Source organism: Bradyrhizobium uaiense (assembly GCF_010811875.1).
Lineage (GTDB): Bacteria > Pseudomonadota > Alphaproteobacteria > Rhizobiales > Xanthobacteraceae > Bradyrhizobium > Bradyrhizobium uaiense.
This window is the reverse complement of record NZ_VKHP01000150.1, coordinates 1-23,227: the sequence shown is the minus strand read 5'-3', so window position 1 is coordinate 23,227 and position 23,227 is coordinate 1. Positions and strand designations below refer to the sequence as shown.

Sequence of the window (23,227 nt, the reverse complement as noted above, 5' to 3'; positions counted from 1 at the left end):
CTCTATCCACAATGTGACTCGCGGAGAGAGCCCCCACCCCGGCCCTCCCCCGCGAGCGGGAGAGGGAGTACACTGCCGATACGGCCGCAGCCTGGGTTCGCAAAACTCAATTCGCCGTATAGACCAGCTCCCGCTCCGCCCGCGGCGGCAGGAAGTCCCGCGAGAACACCTCGGCAGGCGTCGGCGTGCGGGTGAGCTGGTAGCCTTCGACGATGAAGCCGATGGCGCGGGCCATGCGATCATCCTTGACGTCGCCGATGCCGATGTCCTTCATCTCCGGCGAAACGATCAGCTTCTCGAAGGAATATTGCAGTCGGCGCTTCTCGACATCGACGTTGATCAGATTGTCGTAGTTCAGCGCCGCCTTCATGGCGGCGTTCTGGTCCTTGGCAACCGCGATCGCGCCCTTGTTGATGGCACGCACCAGCCCGGCCACCGCCTTCGGGTTTGATGCGATCAGCTTGCGCGACACCATCACGCCGTTGGAATAGAGATCGAGCCAATAGTCGCCGAACGAGAACCATTTGAAGTCCTTGTCGGGGTCCTGGCGATTCAGCACCAGGTTGAAGTAGCTCGTGATGTTGAACACCAACGCGGCATCGATGTCGCCCTTGATCAGCATCGGCTCCTGCAGGTTCGGCGCCATGTTGGAGACCTTGATCTTCTCGCCGTCGAGCCCGTTCTTGTGCACGAACACCGGCAGCAGCCGCGTGGTCGGCGTGCCCTGCGCGCCGCCAAGCGTGTGGCCCTCGAAATCCTTGATGGTCTTGATGCCGCTCGCGTTCTTGGCGACGATCGCGAACGGCGGCTGGTTCCACATCATGTAGACCATCACAGGCGCATCCTGCGGCCGGGTCGAAGCATTCTGGATGATCGCGTTGACGTCGCCGAACCCGGCGTCATAGGCGCCCGACATGATGCGTGTCACGGTCGCGCCGGAGCCTTCGCCCTGGTCGATCACGACGTTGAGGCCTTCCTCTTTGAAGTAGCCGTTGTCCTTGGCGTAGAAGAACGCGGCATCCGAGCCCTGCGTCTTCCAGCCCAAGGTGAACTTGATGGTGGTATCCTCGGCGCGCGCGGATCCCGCGACCAGGGCCAATCCCAGCAATGCGGCGCTCATTGTCTTCAGCATGACGACCTCCTCAACTCCAGTGAACGGCGATGGACGAAACCTTCAGGTGGCGATGACATTGTCCTTGCGCGTCGCCCAGCCGGTCACCTGGCCCTCGATCAGCGAGAACAGCACGTAGAGCGCGACGCCGAGACCGGCGAGCACGAACAATCCGGCGAACACCAGCGGCACGTTGAAATTGGAGGACGCGGTCATCATGACGTTGCCGATGCCGCGGTTGGAGGCGACGGTCTCCGACAGCACCGCGCCGACGAAGGCGTAGGAGATCGCGACCTTCAGCGAAGCGAAGAAGAACGGCATCGTGCGCGGCAGCCCGACATTCCAGAGGATGTCGAGCTTGCTGGCGCCGAGCGCCTTCAGCACGTCCTCGAGCTCGGGCTCGGTGGTGGCAAGGCCGGTGGCGATGTTGACGACGATCGGGAAGAAGCAGATCGACAGCGAGGTCAGCACCGCCGGCACCGTGCCGGAGCCGAACCACAGCACGAAGATCGGCACCACCGCGACCTTCGGGATCGAGGAGAAGCCGACCAGCAGCGGGTAGCAGGTGTCGTAAGCGGTTCTTGACACCCCGATCACGGCGCCGAGCGCGACGCCCAAGGCTACGCCGAGCACGAAGCCGATCATGGTGGTCACCAGCGTCTGCACGATATGCGGCCACAAGATCGGGAATTTCTCGAACAGCGTGACGAAGATCTGCGACGGCCGCGGCAGCACGAGATCCGACATCCCCGTCATCAGGCAGAACAGCTCCCAGGCGACGAAGAACAGCACGATCAAAGCGGCGGACCAGGCCTTCTGCCTGACATCTGACACGGACATGGTCAGGCTCCCTCGCGCGCCGCGGTGCGCGCATCGACGATGAAGGCGCGGAGTTTCTGGTTGAGCGCGACGAAGTCCGGCTCGAACGTCATCGCCACGGTGCGCGGGCGGGCGAAGTCGACCCTGGAGTCATCGAGGATGCGGCCGGGGCGCGCGCTCATCACGCAGATGCGGCTGGCAAGGAAGCCGGCCTCGCGCAGGTCGTGGGTGACCAGCAGCACGGTCGGCTTGTGCGTCATCCAGAGCTGCTGAAGAATTCCCCACAATTCCTCGCGGGTGAACTGGTCGAGCGCGCCGAACGGCTCGTCGAGCAGCAGCATGCGCGGCTCGTGGATCAAGGCACGGCACAGATTGGCGCGCTGGAGCATGCCGCCGGAGAGCTGCCAGGGATAGCGACCGCCAAAACCCTTCAGCCCGACCTGCTCGAGCAGCGCATTGGCCTTGTCGCGGAACTCAGTCTTGCGCAGCCTGCGAAACTGCGAGCGGAACGGCTCGACGATCTTCAGCGGCAGCATGATGTTCTTTTCGATCGTCATCCACGGCAGCATGGTCGGGTTCTGAAACGCCATGCCGACCCGCATCGCCCGCGCCGCGACTTCGCGGCCGCCGACGATGACGACGCCGGTGGTCGGCCGCGCCAGGCCACTGACCAGCCGCAGGATGGTGGACTTGCCGCAGCCGGATGGACCGACCAGCGCCACGAACTCGCCGTCGGCGATCCGCAGCGTGGTCTTGGACAGGGCCGGCACGGCGCGGGCGCCGCGGCCGAAGGTGACGGAGGCTTCCGACAGCTCGATCGCGGTCGGCGCGGATCCGGCGGCCATCGGCTCGCCGGCAAATTCGGAGTTTGGTTGCATGCGCATCACCAGCAAAGTGCATGCAAGCTGGATGCCAGCGGCCGACCCGTTGAAAATCAAGGGGATCACGCAATCCGTACCTTGGGGAGCCGGCTTCCTTTTAGGCAATCCACAACCCGAACTGCATGCAATTCGGGCGATCGATTGTTTTTGCGGTATGATAGAGAGGCGTTCGAGGCAGCTTTCGAGAAGGATTCGCGGCAATGGCGGGGCGCGCCGACACCAGCAAGACGGCTGAATCGTCCGACAAGGTCAGCGTGATCTGCCGTGCGTTGCGGCGCGCGATCATCGAGCAGGCGCTGGAGCCCGGCGCGAAGCTGCCCGAGGATTCGCTCGGCGAGCGCTTCGGCGTCAGCCGCACCATTGCGCGGCATGCACTTGGGCAATTGGCCTCGGAAGGCCTGGTCGAGCTGCGCCGCAACCGCATCGCGGTGGTGGCGACGCCGAGCTGGCAGGAGGCGCGCGATGCCTTCGACATCCGCATCGAGCTGGAGCGGCTGGTGGTGCGGCAGCTCGCCGGCAAGCTGACCAAGCCGCAGATCGCCGAACTCACCGCCCATGTCGATGCCGAGGATCGCGCCCGCGACGGCACCGACGCGGTCTCGATCCGGCTCGCCACCGAATTCCACATCCTGCTCGCCCACATGACGAACAGCCCGATCCTGGTGCGTTATGTCAGCGAGGTCGCCTACCGCTGCTGCCTGACGCTGTCGCTGTACAGCCGGCCGCATTCATCGGAATGCGCGATCAACGAGCACCGCGCCATCATTGCCGCGCTGGTGAAGGGCGACGTGGACAAGGTGATGGGGTTGATGCACAGCCATCTGGATTCGGTGGCGACCCGCGCCCTGGTCGCGCCGAGCCCGCAGCGCGGCCGGGATCTGCTGGATATCCTTGCGCCCTATGCCGATGAGGCAAGCGGCGATCGCGTGGTGAAGCTGCCGAAAGCGATGCGGCGGTGATAACCTAGCTGCTCTCTAACACCGTCATCCTGAGAGGATGTGAAGCTTTGTCCTCACCCGCTGCTGTCGTCGCCCGGCTTGACCGGGCGACCCAGTACGCCGCGCCCTATCGGCTCAAGCACGACCGTCTCTGGAATACTGGATCAACCGCATGCGCGGGTGATGACACTGAGCAAGCTCAGCAAGCCATTCCGTCATCCTGAGGAGCGCGGCGCGTCTCGAAGGATGCACGGCCCCGCTGGTGGCCGTCGATCCTTCGAGGGCCGCTGAAGAAGCGGCCACCTCAGGATGACGGGTCGAGAGTGAAGTGCGCTTCCTAAGCCTCGATCCCCCGCTGCACCAAAATCCGTTCGGCGCTGTCGTTCCAGACGTCCATCTTGACGATCTGCCCGCCCTTCACCACGAAGCGGTCGACATAGCGGTTGCCTTCGAACGGCGTGCCGTCGATCCACTCGCCGTACAGCGTGCCGACGCTGTAGACCACGGTCTCGCCGGTGCCGGGGCAGACATCGAACCGATCCATCCGCTTTTTCACCCAGCGATAGCGCTTGGCGTTGAAGCCGGTCGGCCCGCGCGGATGGTCGAATTCGCGGCCGCCGGTGAAGGTGATCACCGTGCCCGGCTTCATATAGGCCGCCGCCGCGTCGGGATCGGGGATCATCGATGCGGTCAGATAGGCTTCCACGATCTCGGCATCGGACAGCGGGCGGGCATCGGCTTGGGCGGCAATGGACATGACGGGGCCTCCAGAGACAAACAGGACTCTACAATTCAGCCGTCAAGGTGTATGCACATTTTTTAGACAATCTGCTAGGCAAACTGCACACAATATGATGCTGCCGGTTCCCACCCCTTCCGCTAGGCTCAAACCATCCTGATGTTTCCCCGATGATCGCGAAACCCGCCTTCGACCTGGTCTTCCGCAATGCCCTGACGCGGCAATCCGCGTCGGCGGTCGATATCGGCGTGGCCGGCGGCAGGATCGCCGCGGTCGCGCCGCATCTCTCCTGCGAGGCCGTCGAGATCGATCTCGGCGGCCGGCTGGCGCTGGCCGGCTTCGTCGACACCCATATCCATCTCGACAAGGCCTGCCTGCTCGGCCGCTGCGGCCACGACCACGCCAGCCTCGGCGACGCGATCCGCGCGGTGGCGGCGATGAAGCGCGACTTCACGGTCGAGGATGTCTATGCACGCGGCGCCAAGGTGATCGAGCGCGCGATCACGGCGGGCACCACGCGGATGCGGACCCATGTCGAGATCGACCCGCGGATCGGGCTGCGCAGTTTCGAGGCGGTCAAGGCGCTGAAGCATGACTATGCCTGGGCGCTCGATCTCTCTCTTTGTGTCTTTCCGCAGGAAGGCCTGACCAACGATCCCGGCGCCGACGAGCTCCTGGTCGCAGCACTCAGCGACGGCGCGGATGTGATCGGCGGCTGCCCCTATGTCGACACCGACCCGAACGCGCAGATCGCGCGCATCTTCGATCTCGCGCAGCAGTTCGACATCGATGTCGACTTCCATCTCGACTTCGACCTCGATCCGTCCTGGTCGCACATCGAGGAGGTCTGCCGGCAGACCGAGCGGCGCAACTATCAGGGACGCGTCGCGATCGGGCACGCGACCAAGTTGTCCGCGCTGCCGCCGGACAGGCTGAAGGCGGCGAGCGCGCGTCTCGCCGCAGCCGGCGTCGCGGTCACCGTGCTGCCCGCGACCGATCTCTACCTGATGGGGCGCGACGCCACGCATAACGCCCCGCGCGGGCTGACCGCGGCGCACCGGCTGGTCGCCGATGGCGTGCTGTGCTCGGTCGCGACCAACAACGTGCAGAATCCCTTCACGCCGTTCGGCGACGCATCGCTGCTGCGGATGGCCAACCTCTATGCCAATGCCGCGCATGCCGGGATCGGCGAGTTCGACACCTGCCTCGATCTCGTCACCGAGCTGCCCGCCCGCCTGATGAACCTGCGCGACTACGGTATTGCGGTCGGCAACCCCGCCGATATCGTCGTGCTCGACACCGACAGCGGAACCAATGCGATCGCCGAACTGCCCGACGTGCTGATGGGCTTCAAGCGCGGCCGGAAGACGTTCGAACGACAAAGGCCGACGCTGTTCCGGCCCGCAACCACTCTCCCCCCGTCATCCTGAGGTGCGAGCTCTTGCGAGCCCCGAAGGATGCACGGCCTCGCTAGATCCATTTGGAAAGAGTTGGGCCGTCGCCCTTCGAGGCTCGCAAGAGCTCGCACCTCCAGCGACAAAGGCGAAGCCTTTGCGCGGGGGTGACGGATCGGTCAAGCAAGCCTGTGCCGGCGCTCGCATGTCGCAGCACCCACCTCGGCGCATTGTCGCCTTGCCGTGGCGCGAATTGACGCATGCGCCGATCCGTTGTTGAACTTGCTCAACATCAACAAGAGCCGGGCGGGAAACATGAGCAAATCCACCACCATCAAAAGCGTCGAAACGCTCGGCTGCGATGCCGGCTGGCGGAATTATCACTTCGTCAAGGTGACGACGACGGACGGGCTGGTCGGCTGGAGCGAATATGACGAGGGCTTCGGCGCGCCCGGCGTGACGGCGGCGATCGAACGGCTGTCGGCGCGGGTGATCGGCAAGAACGCGTTCGAGCACGAGCGGATCTATGTCGAGCTGTTCGCCGCGACCCGCCCCGCCGCCGGCGGCGTGGTGGCGCTGGCGCTCGGGGCCATCGAGAACGCGCTGCTCGACGTCAAGGCCAAGGCGCTCGGGGTGCCCTGCTACGACCTGCTCGGCGGCAAGATCCGCGACCGCGTCCGGGTCTACTGGTCGCATTGCGCGACCTGGCGCATCAATCATCCCGACTGGTACAAGCCGGCAATCACCGATCTCGACGGCGTCAAGGCGATCGGCGCCGAGGTGCGCGAGAAGAAGTTCACGGCGATGAAGACCAACATCTTCGTCTATACCGACGGCAAGCCGATGGGCTGGCGACCCGGCTTCGGCTCACCGTTCCAGCCCGAGATCAATATCGACCGCAATGTGCTGCGCAATCTCTGCATGCATCTGGAGGCGATCCGCGACGGCGCGGGGCCGGATGTCGATCTCTTGCTCGACCTCAACTTCAACGCCAAGACCGAGGGCTATCTCAAGATCCTGCGCGCGATCGAGAAGATGGACATGTTCTGGGTCGAGATCGACACCTTCAACCCGCAGGCGCTCGGCTATATCCGCCGCCAGAGCCCGCACCCGATCTCATCCTGCGAGACGCTGCTCGGCCTGCGCGAATTCCTGCCCTACTTCACCGAGCAGGCGATGGATGTCGCGATCATCGACACGCCGTGGAACGGGGTCTGGCAATCGATGAAGATCGCCGCGGCCGCCGAGCATTTCGAGGTCAACGTCGCACCGCATAATTTCTACGGCCATCTCTGCACCATGATGAACGCGCATTTCTGCGCGGCCGTGCCGAACCTGCGGATCATGGAGACCGACATCGATCGGCTCGCGTGGGACGACGAGCTGTTCACCCACGTGCCCGAGTTCGTCGACGGCCATCTCGTGATTCCGGACCGTCCGGGCTGGGGCACCGAGCCGAACGAGGAAGGCCTGCGCGCGCATCCGACGAAGAACAAGGGCGGGCTGTTGAATTACGGGTTGAAGAAGTAGGTGATAGCTAAGAGCGAATTGTCTTGCTGCTAAACCCGTCATCCCCGCGCAAAGGCTTCGCCTTTGTCGCTGGAGGTACGAGCGGAGCGAGCCTCGAAGGATGCACGGCCACGGTCGGGCCGTCGACCCTTCGAGACGGCCGCTCCGCGGCCTCCTCAGGGTGACGGTGATGGAGTGGCCGCCATACCTCAATTATCCTCGCGCACCGCCGTGAATGCGCTTTCGATCACGTCGCCGATCGGCTGCCAGGCGGTGCCGTCGAACTGCACCAGCCGCATCTGCTTGATCGGGCGGAAATCCTTCGGCCCGGTGTTGATCACGATCCCCGGCAGCGCGATCGGGCTTTGATAGTCCTTCAGCGAGGCCGCCTGCCGCATGACGTTGTCGCGCGACAGGTCGTCGCCACACTGGCGCAGCACCTGCATCAGCGTGTCCGCGGCGGCATAGCCGAACACGGCATAGATGTCGTCCTTGTCGCCGTCGGGGAAATATCTGTCCATGAAGGCGAGCCACGCCTTGATCTGCGGGTCGTTCTTCCAGGACGCATCGCCGGCGTCCTTCAGGAACGAGGTCGAGATCACGCCGAGCGAATTCTGCAGGCCCGCCGGCCGCAACGCGCTGGCGATCGAGGCCGACGCATTGTCGAGGATGAACACCGGATGCCAGTCGAGGTCGGCGGCCACGCGGATTGCACGCGCCGCGATCGCCGGCGCGCCGTCGAACACCAGGATGTCGGCCCCGGAGTTCTTCAGGATTCCGACCTGGTTCTGGATCGCGGTCTCCGAGGCGTCGAAAGCGAGATCGGCGACGATCATCCCGGCGGTGTCGCCGAGCCCTTCCTGCAGTCCCCTGAACAGGTCGCGGCCGAACTGGTCGTTCTGCCAGAGCACCGCGATCTTGCGGGAGGGATAGGCGGCCTGGATGTAGTTGGCGTAGATCTGCCCTTCGGCACGGAAGGTCGGCTGCCAGCCCATGGTCCAGGGGAAGGCTCTCGGATGCGCCCACTCCTCGTCGCCGGAAGCAACGAACAGCTGCGGGATCTTCCGCTCGTTGAGATACTTTCGCACCGCGAGGTTGCTCGGCGTGCCGAACGAGCCGAACATCAACAGCACGTCCTGCTTCTCGACGAGATCGCGGGTCTGCTCCATCGCGGTCTTCGGATTGGAGCTGTCATCGACCGAGACGAACTTGACCTTGCGGCCGTTGATGCCGCCGTGCTCGTTGACCATGTCGAAATAGGCCGCTTCCGCCCGGCCGATGGTCGCGAACGCGGCGAGCGGCCCGGTATAGGGCATGACGTTGCCGATGCGGATCTCGCTGCCGGCCGCCGTCTGCGCCTGCTGCGCGCGCAACGGCGCCGCCGCGAGAACGGCCGCGAGCGCAAGACATGTCGAAAGCGCTGTTTGTCTCTTTGTTTGCATCAACATCTTGTTTGCATCAACATCGCCTCAAACGCCGGCAGCAGGCCGGCGCTCCCTCCCAGCGAGCGGAGCTTATCGCCCAAGCCAATGCCGGAAAAATGAAATGTTGATGGCGAAGGCCCCTCTTCACCTCTCCCGCTTGCGGGGGGAGGGCTGGGGTGGGGGTCTCGCCACGAGTCACATTGTGGAGAGAGCCCCCACCCGGATCACATCTTCGATGCGATCCGACCTCCCCCGCAAGCGGGAGAGGGAGTGCAGTTCCGACTTTGCGATCAGCGCAATGTTATGTCGAGCCAGCCCAGCGGATTGACCGTGACCCGGTCGCCGCTGTCGACCAGCACCGTCGTGGTTTCGGCCTCGATGATGGCGGGACCGGCCAGCGAATGACCGGGCTTGAGATCATCGAGCGCATAGACCGGCACCTCGCGCCATGCACCGAGCCAGGCTTGCCGCTTGCTGCGCGGCGCGCAAGGCACAGCCGATGCGGCCTCCCCGGCATCGCCGCCGCGGGGGGCGACCTTGCCGACCGCAGCGACGCGCGCATTGACGAACACCACCTCCTGCCCGCGCGAGGCATAGGTATAGAGCTCCTCGTGGCGGCGATGGAAGCGCTCCTCGATCTGCGCGACCAGATCAGCGGCGCCGAGATCGAGATCGCCGAGCGGCACGTCGATCTCGAACACCTGCTCGCCGTAGCGCATCTCGGCCGAGCGTTCGATCGCGATGTCGCCCGTGAACCAGTCGCGCAGCCGGCCGGCCGCCTGCTGCTCCAGCCCGGCGAACAGCGCCCTCACCTCGCCTGCGGAAATCCGGCCCGTACCATAATGCGTACGGCTGACCTCGTAGCGCAGATCGCTGGTCAGCATGCCCCAGGCCGACAGCACCGAGGCAACCGTCGGTACGATGATGCGCTTGATCTCGAGCTCGCGGGCGACTTCGGCGGCATGCATGCCGGCGGCACCGCCGAAGCTGAGCAGCGCGAATTTGCGCGGATCGACGCCGCGGCGCAAGGTCATCAGGCGGATGCCGTCGGCCATCTTCAGATTGATCATCTTGTAGATGCCCGCGGCGGCCTCGATGCGCGACAGCTCGAGCGCTTTCGCAATCCGGTCGACAGCAGCTTCCGACGCCGCACGATCGAGCGGCCGCGCGCCGCCCATGAAGGCGGCGGCGTCGAGATAGCCGAGCACGACATTGGCGTCGGTGACGGTAGCCGCCGTACCGCCATTGCCGTAGCAGGCCGGGCCCGGCACCGAGCCCGCGCTCTCCGGCCCGACCCGCAGCGTACGGCTGCCGTCGACGCTTGCGATCGACCCGCCGCCGGCCGCGATGCTGGCGATGTCGAGGCTGCGCAGCGCGATGCGCTGGCCCGCGAGCATGCCGTCGGCGGAGAGCGAGGCCTGACCATCAGCGATCAGCGAGATATCGGTCGAGGTGCCGCCCATGTCGAACGGCACGAGGTCGGGGATGCCAAGCATCTCGGCGCAGCGGCGGCTGCCGGAGATGCCGCCGGCCGGGCCCGACAGCACGGTGCCCGCGGCAAGTCGCGAAGCCTCTTCCACCGGCGCCATGCCGCCATGCGACAGCACGACGAATAGCGAGCCCTTGAAGCCGGCCTCATGCAGGCTGCGCTCCAGATTGGTGAGATAGCGCCGCACCGTCGGCTCGACATAGGCGTTCACGATGGTGGTCGAGACGCGCTCATATTCCTTGATCTGCGGCAGCACATCGCTCGAGCGCGACACGTTGACGTCGGGCAGCTCCTTCGCCAGCCGCTCGACCGCGGCGAGCTCATGCGCGGGGTTGAGATAGGCGTGCAGGAAGCAGACCGCGACCGAGTTCGCACCTGATCGTTTCACTTCCGCGATGACATCGCCGAGCGCGGCGTTATCCAGCGCAACCGCAGTGCTGCCGTCGGCCTTCAGCCGCTCGCGCACGCCGAAACGCCGCTCACGCGGCACCAAAGGCTCGGGCGGCGGCGTGCGCAGATCGTAGCGATCCGGCTTCAGCCCTTCGCGCATCTCGACGACGTCGCGATGGCCCTCGGTGGTCAGCAGCGCGACTTTGGCGCCCTTGCGCTCGAGCAACGCATTGGTCGCAACCGTCGTGCCGTGCACCAGGCGATCGGTAGCAGCCAGCATCGCCGCGCGCGTCACGCCGAGACGGCGCGCCAGCTCTCCCAATCCCGCCATGACCCCGACCGACTGATCGGCCGGCGTGGACGGCGATTTCGCGAAAACCGTGCGCCCGGTTTTGTCAGTTGCAACCAGATCGGTGTAAGTGCCGCCGACGTCGACCCCAATCGTGTACATCGCTGCCTATACCGCCTTCGAAACCAGACCTTGCGCTGCGTCGCGCGCCCGCGCCTCCGCCGAGCGCTTCTCTGCCGGACCCCAGCCGCCGCCACCGGACGATCGGATCTCGAGGCAATCGCCTGGGCGCAGCTCGATGCCGACCTCCTTGGTCTTCAACACACGCGGTTCGCGGCCCTCCGACAGCAGCCGGTAGTGATGCGGCTCGCCGTCCTTGCCGCCGAGCATGCCGCAGGGACCGTGCCGCGCGCCATCGCCGGCGGTATTGCCCTTGGCCGGCTTTGCCGTCTCCAACACCATGTCGAGCGCCACGCCGAGCCCGCCGCGATGCTGGCCGTCGCCGCCGGAATCCGGCCGGAACTCATGCTGGCGGAAATGCAGGGGAAAGCGCACCTCGGCAACCTCGATGCTGCCGAATTTGAGACCGCCGACCGAGTGCCATTCGCCGATCGAGGAATAGCCGTCACCGCCCGGCGATGCGCCGCCGCCCGGCCGCGCCTGGAACATGTGCCAGATGAAATTGCGCCCGTTGCGCGGATCCTCGCCCTGGATCGCGATGCGGAAGCGGCGTCCCCAACCGCCCATCACGCGATCCGGGCAGGACGCCGACATCGCCTTGATGATCGCTTCGACGATCTCGTTGGAGGGATGGCTGGTGCACAAGGTCACCGGACGGCCGGGATCGGCCCACACGATGGTGCCCTGCTTCGCCACCACTTTCAGCGGCCGCAGCGCGCCGGTGTTCTTCGGGATGTCGGCGTCGATCAGATAGGCAAACGCCATCGCGACCGCGGCCTGCATGTTGGCGTGCGACGAATTGACGAAGCTCGTCGACTGCGGATCGGAGCCGGTGAGATCGACCTCGATGTCGCTGCCCTTTTTCGTGACCTTGGCGGCGATCTTGATGTCGGTGCGGCCGTGGCCGTCATCGTCGAGCAGCGCTTCGCCGTAGAACACGCCGTCTTTCCAGGACGATACAACGGCGCGGGTCTGCTGCTCGGTGGCATCAAGGATCGCCTCGATCGCGGCCTCGACAGTCTCCGCGCCGAACTCGCTGAACAGTTTTGCGACGCGCCGCTCGCCGAGATGCGCAGCACCCAGCATCGCCGCGAGGTCGCCGCGGAATTCACGGGGGTTGCGAATGTTCAAAGCCAGGAGATCGAGCAGATCCTCGCGCGGCTTGCCGGCCTCGTAGAGCTTGATCGGCGGAATCCGGATGCCTTCCTGATAGATCTCGGTGGCGGCGGGATTGTAGGCACCATGGGTGGCGCCGCCGATGTCGCTCTGATGCGCACGCACGATGGTCCAGAGCAACCTTTTGCCGCCATCGAATACCGGCACGAAGGCGGTGAGATCAGGCAGATGGCTGCCGCCCTGATAGGGATCGTTGAGCAGGATGACGTCGCCGGGTGCGACATCCCTAAAGCGCTCCTCGACCGCCAGCGTCGCCCACGGCAGGGCGCCGACATGCACCGGGATGTGATCGGCCTGCGCAATCAGCCGCCCGCTGGTGTCGCAGATCGCCAGCGAGAAATCGCGGCTGGAATTGAGGATCTGCGAATAGGAGGTACGAAGCATGGCCTCGCCCATCTCCTTCACGATCGACGACAGGCGGTGCTGAACGACGGAGCGGGTGATCGGATCGATCTTGGCGGACGTGGACACGTGGCTTCCGTGAATGGTGAAACAGGCCGCTATCTTACCGTCACCGCCGTCGAGGTATAGAGCCAAAACAGCACGGTGCCGATCACCAGCGCGAAGGCGATGAACAGCAGCACCGCAGGCAACCCGAACAGCGCCGCGACGCCGGCGGTGCTCGATTGCAGCAGCGCCGCGCCGAGAAAGAACGCGAGATTGACCGACGACAGTGCCTTGCCGGTGTTCTGGGCGTCGACGAGCTGCCGCGTCATGCCGTAGATCAGCGGCTGCGCCGAGGTCGCGAGCCCGATCAGGATCAGCAGCACCAGATCATATTGCGTCGGCATCACGGCCACGCCGAGCAGGTTCGAGACCGGGAAATGCGGCGCGCCCGCCGCCATCAGCACCAGCAGCAGCGCGGCAATGGCATGCGTGGACGCCACCATGGCACGGCGGTGCCCGAACTTGCGATCGAACGCGCCGATGCAGGCCGGGCCGACGATCATCGCCAGCGTGAACAGGCCAAGCACGTTGCCGGCCTCGATGCGGCTCAAGCCCTTCACATCCATCAGCCACGGTCCGCCCCACAAGCCGCGCAAGGTCAGCGACGCGCCGAGCGACACCAGCGACAGGGCGATCAACCCGCGCAGGCCGCGCGACAGTCCGAGCCGCAGCACCTCGGCCATCTGCTGCAGCGGCGAGGAATCATCCGCATGCGCCGCCGGCTGCCGCGGCACCAGCGCGAACACCGCGATCAGCACGACAATGCCGTAGCCAGCCGAGACCCAGAAGCCGGCACGCCAACCGAACTGATCGACCACGAAGGCCAGCGGGCTTGCCGACAGCAGCATGCCGATATTGCCGATCGAGAGGATCAGGCCGGACCACAGGCCGAACTTCGCCGCCGACATCTGCTTGGCCGCAAGCGTCATCGGGCACATCAGCATGCCCGAGGTGGCGACGCCGAGCATGAGTTGCCCGAGCACGAAGCTCGCGGGGCCGGTGGCGAGCGCCGAAACCAGTGTTCCGACCACGGTGCCGGCGAGCAGGCTCAGCGACACCGGCCGCACGCCGAAGCGATCCATCGCGGCACCGACCGGGATCTGCGAGGCGGCAAAGGAGAAATGATAGATCGAGGTGAGGCTCGCCAGCGCCTGCGGCGAGGTGCCGAAATCCCGTGCCATCAGATCGAGGCTGATCGCCGGAATCGTCCGCAGCAGCGTCGACAGCATATGGCCGGAGGCCAACGCCAGAAGTGCAAGAACCAGGGCGCGGAACCCGATCCCCGCCTCTTCTTTTTTTACCACGCCGTCCACGAATCGCCTCTTCCCCGAGCGTCTTGGGGACGGGCGTAACATTATTGGGCTGACGGTGCCAACTTTGGAGGCATTGCGATTTCGGTCTACGCCTCTCCCGCTTGCGGGCGAGGCCGGATCGCATCGTCAGATGCGATCCGGGTGGGGGCTCTCTCCGCGATACGACTCGTGGAGAGAGCCCCCACCCGTAGCCGATGCTTTGCATCGGCGTGTTCTAAGGAACGGCGGCCGAAGGCCGCCTGTGCCTCCCCCGCAAGCGGGAGAGGGAGCACACCAACTATGCGGTCATGTCCTTCACGATCACTGCTTGTGGAACACCAGCGTGCGCAGCTCGATGCTCTCGCGCGGCGCGGCATCGGCCGGCGTGGTCGGATCGACAAACGCCGTATGCGGCCCAAAGCGCGTGCGGCCGTCGGTTGCCGAGTCGTAGCATTTCAGGAGGATCGCCTCGTCAGGTGTCATCTCGGGAATATAGAACCAGCGATGGTTCGGATTGTACTTCACCGAATAGGTCTCGCCGCTGCGGTTCGGGTAGATCAGGTCCGAGGCGATCAGATCCTCCGGTGCGACGGTGGTGCCGTCGGCCATCGCCAGCGGTGAATCGCGCAAGGGGCCGCGGATCGGGCGCCACAGATTGATCACCTGGACCCGGCCCTTGACCAGTTGCTCGGCCTCGTCGGGCAGATGTTCGAACACGCGGTTGCGGCCGGACACCGCGGTCTGGTCGACATGGACGCGGGTCGCCGGCTGGCGCGGTCCGCCGCCGCGGATATCGGCCGCGCCCTCGACGCGCTTGCGCACGGTGTGGTCGAAGATGAGCACGCGGTCCGCCTTCAGCGTCGCCTTCAGGAACGCTTCGACCGCGGGATAGTAGACATTGCGGACTTCGTTGTCGTCGTAATAGTCCTTCACGACGGTCGGATGCTTGACCAGCGCAAAGCCCTCGCGGTCGAGCGAGAAGCTGTCTGATATCAGACGTCCGTCAAAGATCGGGACGTTGTGGGCTTCGGGCAGCGCGGTGGATTTGGGTTCGCCGGGCGGCGGATCGAAAGCGTAAGTCCGGGGCTTGCCCGGCGTCGGCGCGAGGTAATTCAGTTCAGCGGTCACAAACGGCAGCGACTCGATGCGAGTTTCTTGAAGGCCCATGGTGATCTCCCGGACTCGATTGTTCGTGCTTTTGATCTTGGCGGCGCGAGCCGGAGTGACAAGGGCGCGGCGAAAATAGCAACGTTGCGGCTCTTGCGGTCGCAGAACGGGGAAAATCTTTGCCGGCACACGGCGCGCCGACGAATGGATATTTTTGCGATCACGGATTCGTTAGCGTGATGAATGTTGGCGCATCCTCTCCACGCCCGTCGTCCTGGCGAATGCCAGGACCCATAACCACCGAATTGGATGATGAGCGGGATAGCGGCCCTAGCGTCGTCCAAAAACAGACGATTGGGGTAATGGATCCTGGCTTTCGCCAGGACGACGCTGATCGTGCATTTGCAACCGCCTATGCCGTCACGCTTACAGCCCAGCGCCCTTCTCGACCGCCGCGCCAAACGACCGGTCGACGATATCGGCCGCGTTGACCTTCTGCCGGATCAGGCCCCAGCGGTCGTAGAGGTCGATGGTCTTCTGCTCGTCGGCCACCACGCTGTCGTCGATCGGCGCGATGCGGATTTTTGCCCGCGTCAGCCAGTTCACCGCCACCGCGGGCGGGATGTTCATCAATTTGCCCCAGGTCGCGGCGTACCCCGCGACATTATTCTGCGACCATGCGCGCGCGGTCGCCAGCCGGCGCACGAAATCCTCGAGCTCGGCGCGCTTGGCCTTGATCGCGTCAGGCGTTGCGACCTGGAAGCCGAGGCCCGGCGTGATGCCGTCCGCCGTGACGACGCGGCGCGACTTGAACAGCACCTCTTCCTGGCTGACATAAGGCTCCCAGGTCGACCAGGCATCGACCGAGCCTTGCGTGTAGGCGACCTTCGCATCCGACGGCGCGAGGAACACGATCTGCACGTCGGTTGCCTTCCAGCCGTGCGACTCCAGCGCCGCCAGGATCAGCTGATGGCCGATCGAGCCGCGGCCGGTCGCGATCTTCTTGCCGCGCAGATCGTCAAAGCTCTTGATGGCGGAATTCTCCGGCACCAGGACTGCAAGCCCCTCACCGGACTGCCTGACCGCGGCGATCGCCTTGACCGGAACATTGGCGGCGGCCGCGAACGTAAACGGCGCATCGCCGACCAGACCGGTGTCGATCGCGCCCGCCCCGAGCGCTTCGAGCAGCGGCGCGGCCGCGGCGAACTCCTTCCATTCGATTCTGTACGGGACGTCCTTGAGCACGCCGGCCGCTTCCATCACGGCCTGCGAATTGCCCTTCTGGTCGCCGACGCGCAGCGTGGTCTGCGCGGAGGCCGCGTCGATGGCAGCGAGCGCAAGTGCCGCCGCGACAATGAGACGGATCATTCGGCGGCGATCCCTCGCTGCTGGTCGCGCGCTTCGATCAGCTTGCGGGTCAGCGGAATCAGCTCGCGGCCATAGTCGATGGCATCGACCAGCGGATCGAAGCCGCGGATCAGGAAGTGGCTGACGCCGAGATCGTAATAATCGGCAAACACCTCAGCGACCTGCTCGGGCGTGCCGACCAGCGCGGTGGTGTTGCTGTTGGCGCCGGTGAGCTTTGCAATTTCGGTCCACAGCCGCTTGTCGATGCGCGTACCCTGATCCGCCAGCGCCAGCAGCCGCTTGGCGCCGGCGGTCGCGTGATTGGGCCGGCGATAGCCGGTCTGGTCCTGCAACGCGGTGGCGCGCTCGAGGATATGTTCGGCCTTCGCCCACGCCTTCTCCTCGGTATCGGCCAGGATCGGCCGCACCGACAGGCTGAAGCGCGGCGTCGGCCGGCCGTGCCTGGCCGCAGCGGCGCGCACCCGGGCGGTAACGTCGCGCACCTGCGCGTAGGATTCACCCCACAGCGCGAAGGTGTCGGCATGCTTGCCCGCGACCTCGACCGCCGCATCCGAACCGCCGCCGACGAAGGTATAGATACCGCCCTTCTGCAACGGCTTCACCTGCGAGAAGCCGTTCTCGACGTTGTAATACTTGCCGCTGTAGTTGAACGGCTTCTCGCTGGTCCATTCCAGCCGCACCACGTCGAGGAATTCGCTGGTGCGGGCGTAGCGCTCGTCCTTGTCGTCGAGCGTGTTGCCGTCCTGGCGCAGCTCGATGGCGTTGCCGCCGGTGATGACGTGCAGCGAGACGCGACCGCCATAGAACTGGTCCAGCGTCGCAAGCTGGCGCGCCAGGAGCGTCGGCGCGGTGAAGCCCGGCCGCTGCGCGATCATCACCTTCAGCGATTTGGTGATGGTCAGGACGTGCTGCGCGACCTGCAACGCGTCAGGGGTCGTCGAGTGGAACGCCAGCAGCGCGCGATCGAAGCCGGCCAACTCATGGGCCTTGGCGACCGTCTCGATATAGGGCGGATCGAGTACCGGCCCGGACCGGACGATGGTCTCGGAGGCATTGTTGTTGGTGATGAAGCCGATGAACTCGACCGGCATGACTGACAACTCCGTTGTTGTTGGCTGTTGTTTTCAGACGCCCAGCGCGAAGCGTCCGGCGGAGACACGGGTGGCATCGTCTTGCGGGGTATGGACGCGTCCGCACAGCACGTCGCGGTAATGCCGCTCCAGCGGATTGGTTCGCGACAGGCCGTGATTGCTGGTCAGCGACAAGGCATCCTCCACCACCGCTGCGGCGTTATTGGTCACCGTCAGCTTGATGATGTTAGACTCGATCGCGGACAGCGGGAAGCCGTTATCGAAATCGGACGCGAAGCTGTCGATCAGGCGGGCATTGACCGCAAGACGGGCCTCGATGCTGCCGACGACCTCCTGCATCCGCGGCAATGTCGCCAGCGGCGCGCCGAGATTGGCCGGCACACGCTCCTTCAGGAATTTGACCAGCCAGTCACGGGCGGCGCGGGCGATGCCGTCATAGATCGCGGCCACGAAAATCGCGTGCACGGTTGCCTGGGTGATGTCAGGAACCTTCCAGTCGTCGGGGCTGCGGACGTCGATCTCGTAATCCAGCGGAAACACCACATCGTCGAAGATCACGGTGTGGCTGCCGCTGGCGCGCAGGCCGAGATGATCCCAGCTCTCCTCGATCCGCGTTCCCGGCAGCCCAGCGGGAACCAGGAATTGCCCGACGCGGGTATCGGCTTCATCGGTCTTGGCCCAGACCGCGTACCATTTCAGGATCGGTGCGCCGGTCGAATACATCTTGCGGCCGGTCAGCCGCCAGCCGGTCTCGGTGCGACGCGCCGTGGTCGCCGGCAGGCCGCCGCGCGCCGGCGAACCGAGCTCGGGCTCGACGCGCAGCGCGTTGATCAGCGCCACGCCCTCGACGGTTTCCCTGGCGAGCTTGCGCGCCAGCCGGGTCGGCCAGCGCGTGTTGCGCGCCATCACCAGATGCTGGATGTAATGCATCGACAGCACCAGCGCGGTCGACGGGTCGGCCTTGCCGATGATGCCGAGCACGCGGATGGCATCGCGGGCACCGGCCCCGCCGCCACCTGATACCGTCGGCACGGTCAGCGCCAGCAGGCCTTCGCGGGAGAGATCGACGAAATTCTCGAACGGAAAGCTGGCATCGCGGTCATGCGCAGGTGCGCGCGCGGCAAACGCCTCCGCGAGCCGCAACGCGCGCGCGATGTATTCGGGTTCGTTCGCAGGCAGCAGCTCCCGCGCCGCTGTCGTCACCATGTCGCCTCCAGTCCGAGCAGCCCGAGGATCTGCTTGCGCAGATCGGCGAGATAAGGATCGCCGCGATGCCGTGGGTATGGCCGCGCGATGGCGATATCAGCCTTGATCCGCGCCGGCCGATCGGAGAGCACGATGACGCGGTTGGCGAGCACCAGCGCTTCCTCGACGTCATGGGTGACGAGCAGCGTGGTAAAGCCCTTGCGCTGCCACAGCGCCACCAGCTCAGCCTGCATCGCGATCCGCGTCAGCGAGTCGAGCTTGCCGAGCGGCTCGTCGAGCACCAGGATTTTCGGGTCATTGACCAGCGCCCGCGCCAGCGCGACGCGCTGCGCCATGCCGCCGGAGAGCTGGTGCGGATAGGCATTGCGGAACGAGGACAGCCCAACCAGCTCGATCACGGCATCGACCCTGTGCCGCTGCGTTTTCAGAATGCCCTGCGCTTCCAGCCCGAGCGCGACATTGTCCCACACCGAACGCCACGGAAACAGCGTCGGATCCTGGAACACGACGACGCGCGATGGATGCGGCCCGCTGATGCGGACTTCGTCTTCCCGCAGCGAGCCGCTGCGCGGCTTCTCAAGCCCAGCCACCAGCCGCAGCAAGGTCGATTTGCCGCAGCCGGACGGGCCGAGCAACGCCACGAACTCGCCCGGCGCGATCGCGAGATTGACATTGTCGAGCACCGGCAGCGTGGCGCCATCGATATCAAAGGCGTGGCTGACGCCCTCGATGTCGAGCTCGGCGCCGACGGCGGGATAGGTGATCGCCTCGGCTGTGGATTGCACTACCATTTGACGACGCCCTTCTGCCAGACCAGCAGGCGGTCACGGGTGCGGAACAGCAGCGTGATCGCGCCGGAGCAGAGCAGCGACATCACGATCAGCGCCGCATACATGTTGGCATAGGCCGCCCAGCCCTGCGCCCATTGCAGGTACCAGCCGAGGCCTGCCTTGACGCCGATCATCTCGGCAACGACGAGCACCGCAAAGGACGAGCCGAGCCCCATGAACAGGCCGACGAACACATGCGGCAGCGCCGCGGGGATCGCGACCTTCAGCACCAGGAATGACGGCTTGGCGCCGAGCGTGCGCGCGACGTCGTAATAGGCGCTGCTGACGCTCGCCACGCCCGACCAGGTCAAGACCGTCACCGGGAAGCCGGTGGCGAGTGCGATCAGGAAGGTCGAGGCGCTCCAGCTCGACGGGAAGGTGAAGAAGGCGATCGGCAACCAGGCGGTGGCCGGCAGCGGACCGATGAAGCGCAGCACCGGATGCACCCAGTAACCGATCTTTTGCGACCAGCCGATCGAGACGCCGGTGACGAAGCCAACCGTCGCGCCGATGATGTAGCCGCCGAGTTGGAGCTTGATCGAGGCGAACACGCTGTCGAGCAGTTTTGGCAGATCGTCGGTGTAGACCTCGAGGATCGACTGTGGCGGCGGGAAGAACGGCAACGGCAGCCAGGCGAATTTCGCGGTGGCGACCTCCCACAGCGTGACGAAGGCGCCGAACGCCAGCAACCACGGCGCACGCTTGCGCAGTGCCTGCCCGGCACTGCCGAGATAATCCACACTAAGCGTGCCGAACAGGATGAAGGCCGCGATGACGATCGCGCCGATGCCGAGCGATCCGGTCCGCGACCAGTCGCCGAGATCGGGCCAATACAGGCATGACAGGCCGAACGCGAGCCAGGCGAGGCTCGCCGCGAGCCCGACGCCATAGCTGCCGGAGAGGTGCGAGAACGTGAGCGCGGCGCGCGGCGCAGCCGCGGCCGTCGTGTCAGACACTGAATACGTCGACATAGATCCGCTCCGCGAATTTGGCCGTGTCGGTGCTCTGCTTGAACACCTGCACTGATTTCAGATCGTCGGCGTAGCCCTTGAGCTCGCGCTTGAGCACCTCGCCGGTCGGATGATGGTGATGGGTGTGGTAGCGCGCCATCGCTTCGAGATCGGCGAGGCTCGCCGCCTTCGGTGCATAGGGCTGGAACGATTTCGCCGCCTTGTCCGGGTTCTGCGAAGTGAACATCGCGGCATCGAGCAGCGCCTGGGTGATGGCGCGCGCGACATGCGGCTCCTCGCGGACCAGACTGCCGCGCAGGCCGACGATGCAGCAGCTCTTGTCGCGATACTCGCCATCGAGATTGGAGGCGACCTCCTTGTACTGCGCGTCCTTCAGCCAGAGATAGGCCAGCGGATCCGACGACAGGAAGGCCTGCACCTCGCCCTTCTCGACCGCGATGTTCAAGAGATTGCCGGGATAGGCGCGCCAGTCGACGTCCTTGACCGGGTCGATGCCGAGCTTGGATAGCTGGATCGAGAAGAAGTTCTTGTCGGGACCCGCGAGATCGCCGACCGCGACGATCTTGCCCTTGAGATCGGCGAGCCTGTCGACGCCGGAATTGGTGCGGGTCAGCACCCGCATGCAGCCGCCATGGGTGCCGGCGGCGATCTTGACGTCAAAGCCCTGCTCGAGCGGCTTCAGCCAGCGCAGCGCCATGCCGAGCCCGGCGTCGCTCTTGCCGGTGGCGATCGCCTCCAGCAGCTGGTCGGTCGAGCCGGAATAGTTGACGAGCTCGACGTCGAGGTTCTGCTTCTGGAAGAAGCCATGATCGATCGCGACCGGCAGCGGCGCGAGGCAGACTGCGCCGGCGTTCCAGGACAGCTTCAGCTTGCGCGGTGCTCCCGTCAACGGCGGCGCATCGGATGCGGTCTTGCAGACCGGGAATTCCGAGAAGTCGATCGCCGGCGCGATCGGGCGCGGCGCGAAGGCCTGCGCGCTATAGGCGCCGATCGGTGCGGCAAAGGCTGCGGCAGCGCCTGCACGCAGCAAGGTGCGGCGATCCATCACCGTCTTCTTGTTGTCGGTCGACATTTTCACTCCTGCATTTCGGCAAGGCTCCGCCCCGCGCGCAAAACGGCTCCGCCTGCACGCCCCGTCGTTCGAAGCTCATGGTTCAGAAAAAGCGGATTTCTCCGGCGCGATTGCACTCAAGGCAACGCTCAAATGATGCGGCGCGGCAGGTTCACCGTCAATGAAATGGAATTTCGAATGTCATCGACGCCGCAGTCGATATCTCCACGATCGCATCGCGCGACGATGAAAGGATTTTCGCTGTTGTGGCGACACGGAGATGCGGCGCCATCGCTGTGACTGCATCAAATCCAGGCGCTTTGCGGACGCATGCGCGATGTCTTCTCCATTCCGCAGGTTCGACGAGATCATCCTTGCTGTGCGGCCCGCGAATACAGATTTCCGTTTCGTTGACGGCGAACGGCTTGCTCATAGACTTGATCGAACGCTGCCGCGCCTTCCGCCGAGCCGCGAATGAATCAGAAAGAAAAATGCATATGCGCAAACTGACCCCATCGGGCTCGCCCTACTCTCTGACGCGCCGCACCGCGGCCGCGCTGATCACCGCAGTGATCACGCTGTCGACATCGGCGGCGGCGTTCGCGGCTGATGCGATCGTGCTGCGTGTCGGGGACCAGAAGGGCGGCAACCGCTCGCTGCTGGAGATTTCCGGCCTCGCCAAGGACCTGCCTTACAAGATCGAGTGGTCGGAATTTCCGGCCGCGGCTCCGATCCTGGAGGCGATCAATGCCGGCGCGCTCGACGTCGGCTACACCGGTGATCTGTCGTTCCTCACGGTCTACGCGTCGGGCGCGCCGATCAAGGCGATCGGCGGCACGCGCTCCGATGCACGGACCCAGGCGATTTTGGTGCGCGGAGATTCGCCGATCAAGACGGCGGCCGATCTGAAGGGCAAGCGCCTCGCCGGCACGCGCGGCGGCTGGGGACAGTTCCTGATCAACGCAACTCTGGAAAAGGCCGGCAGCAGGATCGAGGACGCGACCTTCGCGCCGCTCGGCCCGGTCGACGCCAAGATCGCGCTGCTCGCCGGCTCGATCGACGCCTGGGCGGTGTGGGAGCCCTACATCTCCTATGCGAAGCTGAAGGACAATGCGCGCGTGGTAGCCGATGGCGAGGGTCTGACGCCAACCGTCACCTTCATCGTCGCCTCCGACAATGCGATCGCGACCAAGCGCGCGGCGGTGCAGGATCTGGTGCAGCGGCTCAACAAGGCGCGGCTGTGGTCGCTCGACCATGTCGCGGAATATGCCAAGAGCACGGCCGAGCTCACCAAGTTGCCTGAAGACGTGCTGCTCGCGGCCTACACCGCGCAGAAGACGAGCCCGATCGCGATCGACGAGGCCGTGGTGAAGGAAATACAGGCCGCCTCCGACCGCGCCACACGCTATGGCATCCTCGGCAAGACGCTCGATGTCGGCAAGGCCGTCGATCGCAGCTTTACGGCCGGTGCCAATTCGAACTAGCGGCCCTCACCTCCCCTTGAAAAGGGGAGGTCGGTTTGCGC

General features: G+C 65.3%; 21 protein-coding genes. 5 read left to right on the top strand and 16 right to left on the bottom strand.

Annotated elements, in window-relative coordinates; all coding sequences use genetic code 11:
- Positions 1–106: 106 nt before the first annotated feature.
- Genes FNJ47_RS29510 through FNJ47_RS29500 form a run of 3 tightly spaced genes read right to left on the bottom strand, consistent with a single transcriptional unit; the run spans position 107 to position 2,808 of the window.
- Positions 107–1,132, bottom strand: coding sequence for an ABC transporter substrate-binding protein (locus tag FNJ47_RS29510; RefSeq protein ID WP_163159480.1), 1,026 nt, complete (start codon positions 1,130–1,132; stop codon positions 107–109).
- Positions 1,133–1,174: 42 nt separating this feature from the next.
- Entirely contained in the window at positions 1,175–1,951 is a 777-nt protein-coding gene (locus FNJ47_RS29505; protein ID WP_163159479.1) for an ABC transporter permease, read from the bottom strand.
- A gap of 2 nt (positions 1,952–1,953) precedes the next feature.
- The gene (locus tag FNJ47_RS29500) at positions 1,954–2,808 is read right to left on the bottom strand and encodes an ABC transporter ATP-binding protein (RefSeq protein ID WP_163159478.1); all 855 of its coding nucleotides are present in this window, start codon (positions 2,806–2,808) and stop codon (positions 1,954–1,956) included.
- On the opposite strand from FNJ47_RS29500, the gene FNJ47_RS29495 reads away from it, so the two are divergent.
- Positions 2,807–3,046, top strand: a complete 240-nt coding sequence (locus tag FNJ47_RS29495) for a hypothetical protein (RefSeq protein WP_163159477.1) — start codon at positions 2,807–2,809, stop codon at positions 3,044–3,046. The two genes, FNJ47_RS29500 and FNJ47_RS29495, sit on opposite strands and share 2 nt — an antisense overlap.
- Positions 3,012–3,770: a GntR family transcriptional regulator gene (locus tag FNJ47_RS29490; RefSeq protein WP_163159476.1), complete on the top strand. Its 759-nt coding sequence runs from the start codon at positions 3,012–3,014 to the stop codon at positions 3,768–3,770. Before FNJ47_RS29495 ends, FNJ47_RS29490 begins: the two co-directional genes overlap by 35 nt.
- A 316-nt stretch (positions 3,771–4,086) precedes the next feature.
- Here FNJ47_RS29490 and FNJ47_RS29485 read toward each other — a convergent pair whose 3' ends face one another.
- On the bottom strand, positions 4,087–4,506 hold the full coding sequence (locus FNJ47_RS29485; protein WP_163159475.1) for a nuclear transport factor 2-like protein: 420 nt from the start codon (positions 4,504–4,506) through the stop codon (positions 4,087–4,089).
- A gap of 152 nt (positions 4,507–4,658) precedes the next feature.
- Between FNJ47_RS29485 and FNJ47_RS29480 the strand changes: the two genes are divergently transcribed.
- Positions 4,659–5,918 (top strand): amidohydrolase family protein, encoded by a 1,260-nt coding sequence (locus FNJ47_RS29480; protein ID WP_163159474.1) that lies wholly within the window; start codon positions 4,659–4,661, stop codon positions 5,916–5,918.
- 279 nt (positions 5,919–6,197) lie between these two features.
- Positions 6,198–7,412, top strand: coding sequence for a mandelate racemase/muconate lactonizing enzyme family protein (locus tag FNJ47_RS29475; protein WP_163159473.1), 1,215 nt, complete (start codon positions 6,198–6,200; stop codon positions 7,410–7,412).
- Positions 7,413–7,600: 188 nt separating this feature from the next.
- Here FNJ47_RS29475 and FNJ47_RS29470 read toward each other — a convergent pair whose 3' ends face one another.
- The 12 genes from FNJ47_RS29470 to FNJ47_RS29415 form a co-directional block, all read right to left on the bottom strand.
- Positions 7,601–8,833, bottom strand: coding sequence for an ABC transporter substrate-binding protein (locus tag FNJ47_RS29470; protein ID WP_163159472.1), 1,233 nt, complete (start codon positions 8,831–8,833; stop codon positions 7,601–7,603).
- 272 nt (positions 8,834–9,105) lie between these two features.
- Positions 9,106–11,145 carry a hydantoinase/oxoprolinase family protein gene (locus FNJ47_RS29465; protein WP_163159471.1) on the bottom strand — a complete coding sequence of 680 codons (2,040 nt, stop codon included), beginning with the start codon at positions 11,143–11,145 and terminating at the stop codon, positions 9,106–9,108.
- Between the two features lie 6 nt (positions 11,146–11,151).
- Positions 11,152–12,810: a hydantoinase B/oxoprolinase family protein gene (locus tag FNJ47_RS29460; RefSeq protein WP_163159470.1), complete on the bottom strand. Its 1,659-nt coding sequence runs from the start codon at positions 12,808–12,810 to the stop codon at positions 11,152–11,154.
- Between the two features lie 29 nt (positions 12,811–12,839).
- Complete coding sequence (locus tag FNJ47_RS29455; RefSeq protein WP_163159481.1) at positions 12,840–14,090, bottom strand: MFS transporter; 1,251 nt, start codon at positions 14,088–14,090, stop codon at positions 12,840–12,842.
- Between the two features lie 309 nt (positions 14,091–14,399).
- Complete coding sequence (locus tag FNJ47_RS29450) at positions 14,400–15,245, bottom strand: CmcJ/NvfI family oxidoreductase (RefSeq protein WP_163159469.1); 846 nt, start codon at positions 15,243–15,245, stop codon at positions 14,400–14,402.
- Between the two features lie 366 nt (positions 15,246–15,611).
- Positions 15,612–16,553 (bottom strand): ABC transporter substrate-binding protein, encoded by a 942-nt coding sequence (locus tag FNJ47_RS29445; RefSeq protein WP_163159468.1) that lies wholly within the window; start codon positions 16,551–16,553, stop codon positions 15,612–15,614.
- Positions 16,550–17,644: an LLM class flavin-dependent oxidoreductase gene (locus tag FNJ47_RS29440; RefSeq protein ID WP_163159467.1), complete on the bottom strand. Its 1,095-nt coding sequence runs from the start codon at positions 17,642–17,644 to the stop codon at positions 16,550–16,552. Before FNJ47_RS29440 ends, FNJ47_RS29445 begins: the two co-directional genes overlap by 4 nt.
- 33 nt (positions 17,645–17,677) lie before the next feature.
- Positions 17,678–18,850: an acyl-CoA dehydrogenase family protein gene (locus FNJ47_RS29435; RefSeq protein WP_163159466.1), complete on the bottom strand. Its 1,173-nt coding sequence runs from the start codon at positions 18,848–18,850 to the stop codon at positions 17,678–17,680.
- The gene (locus tag FNJ47_RS29430; RefSeq protein ID WP_163159465.1) at positions 18,844–19,641 is read right to left on the bottom strand and encodes an ABC transporter ATP-binding protein; all 798 of its coding nucleotides are present in this window, start codon (positions 19,639–19,641) and stop codon (positions 18,844–18,846) included. The genes FNJ47_RS29435 and FNJ47_RS29430 overlap by 7 nt, the downstream gene beginning before the upstream one ends.
- Positions 19,635–20,651, bottom strand: coding sequence for an ABC transporter permease (locus FNJ47_RS29425; protein ID WP_163159464.1), 1,017 nt, complete (start codon positions 20,649–20,651; stop codon positions 19,635–19,637). Before FNJ47_RS29425 ends, FNJ47_RS29430 begins: the two co-directional genes overlap by 7 nt.
- Entirely contained in the window at positions 20,629–21,723 is a 1,095-nt protein-coding gene (locus FNJ47_RS29420; RefSeq protein WP_163159463.1) for an ABC transporter substrate-binding protein, read from the bottom strand. The genes FNJ47_RS29425 and FNJ47_RS29420 overlap by 23 nt, the downstream gene beginning before the upstream one ends.
- Before the next feature lie 157 nt (positions 21,724–21,880).
- On the bottom strand, positions 21,881–22,135 hold the full coding sequence (locus tag FNJ47_RS29415; protein ID WP_163159462.1) for a hypothetical protein: 255 nt from the start codon (positions 22,133–22,135) through the stop codon (positions 21,881–21,883).
- 64 nt (positions 22,136–22,199) lie between these two features.
- Between FNJ47_RS29415 and FNJ47_RS29410 the strand changes: the two genes are divergently transcribed.
- Complete coding sequence (locus FNJ47_RS29410) at positions 22,200–23,186, top strand: ABC transporter substrate-binding protein (protein ID WP_163159461.1); 987 nt, start codon at positions 22,200–22,202, stop codon at positions 23,184–23,186.
- The last annotated feature ends 41 nt before the right edge of the window (positions 23,187–23,227 follow it).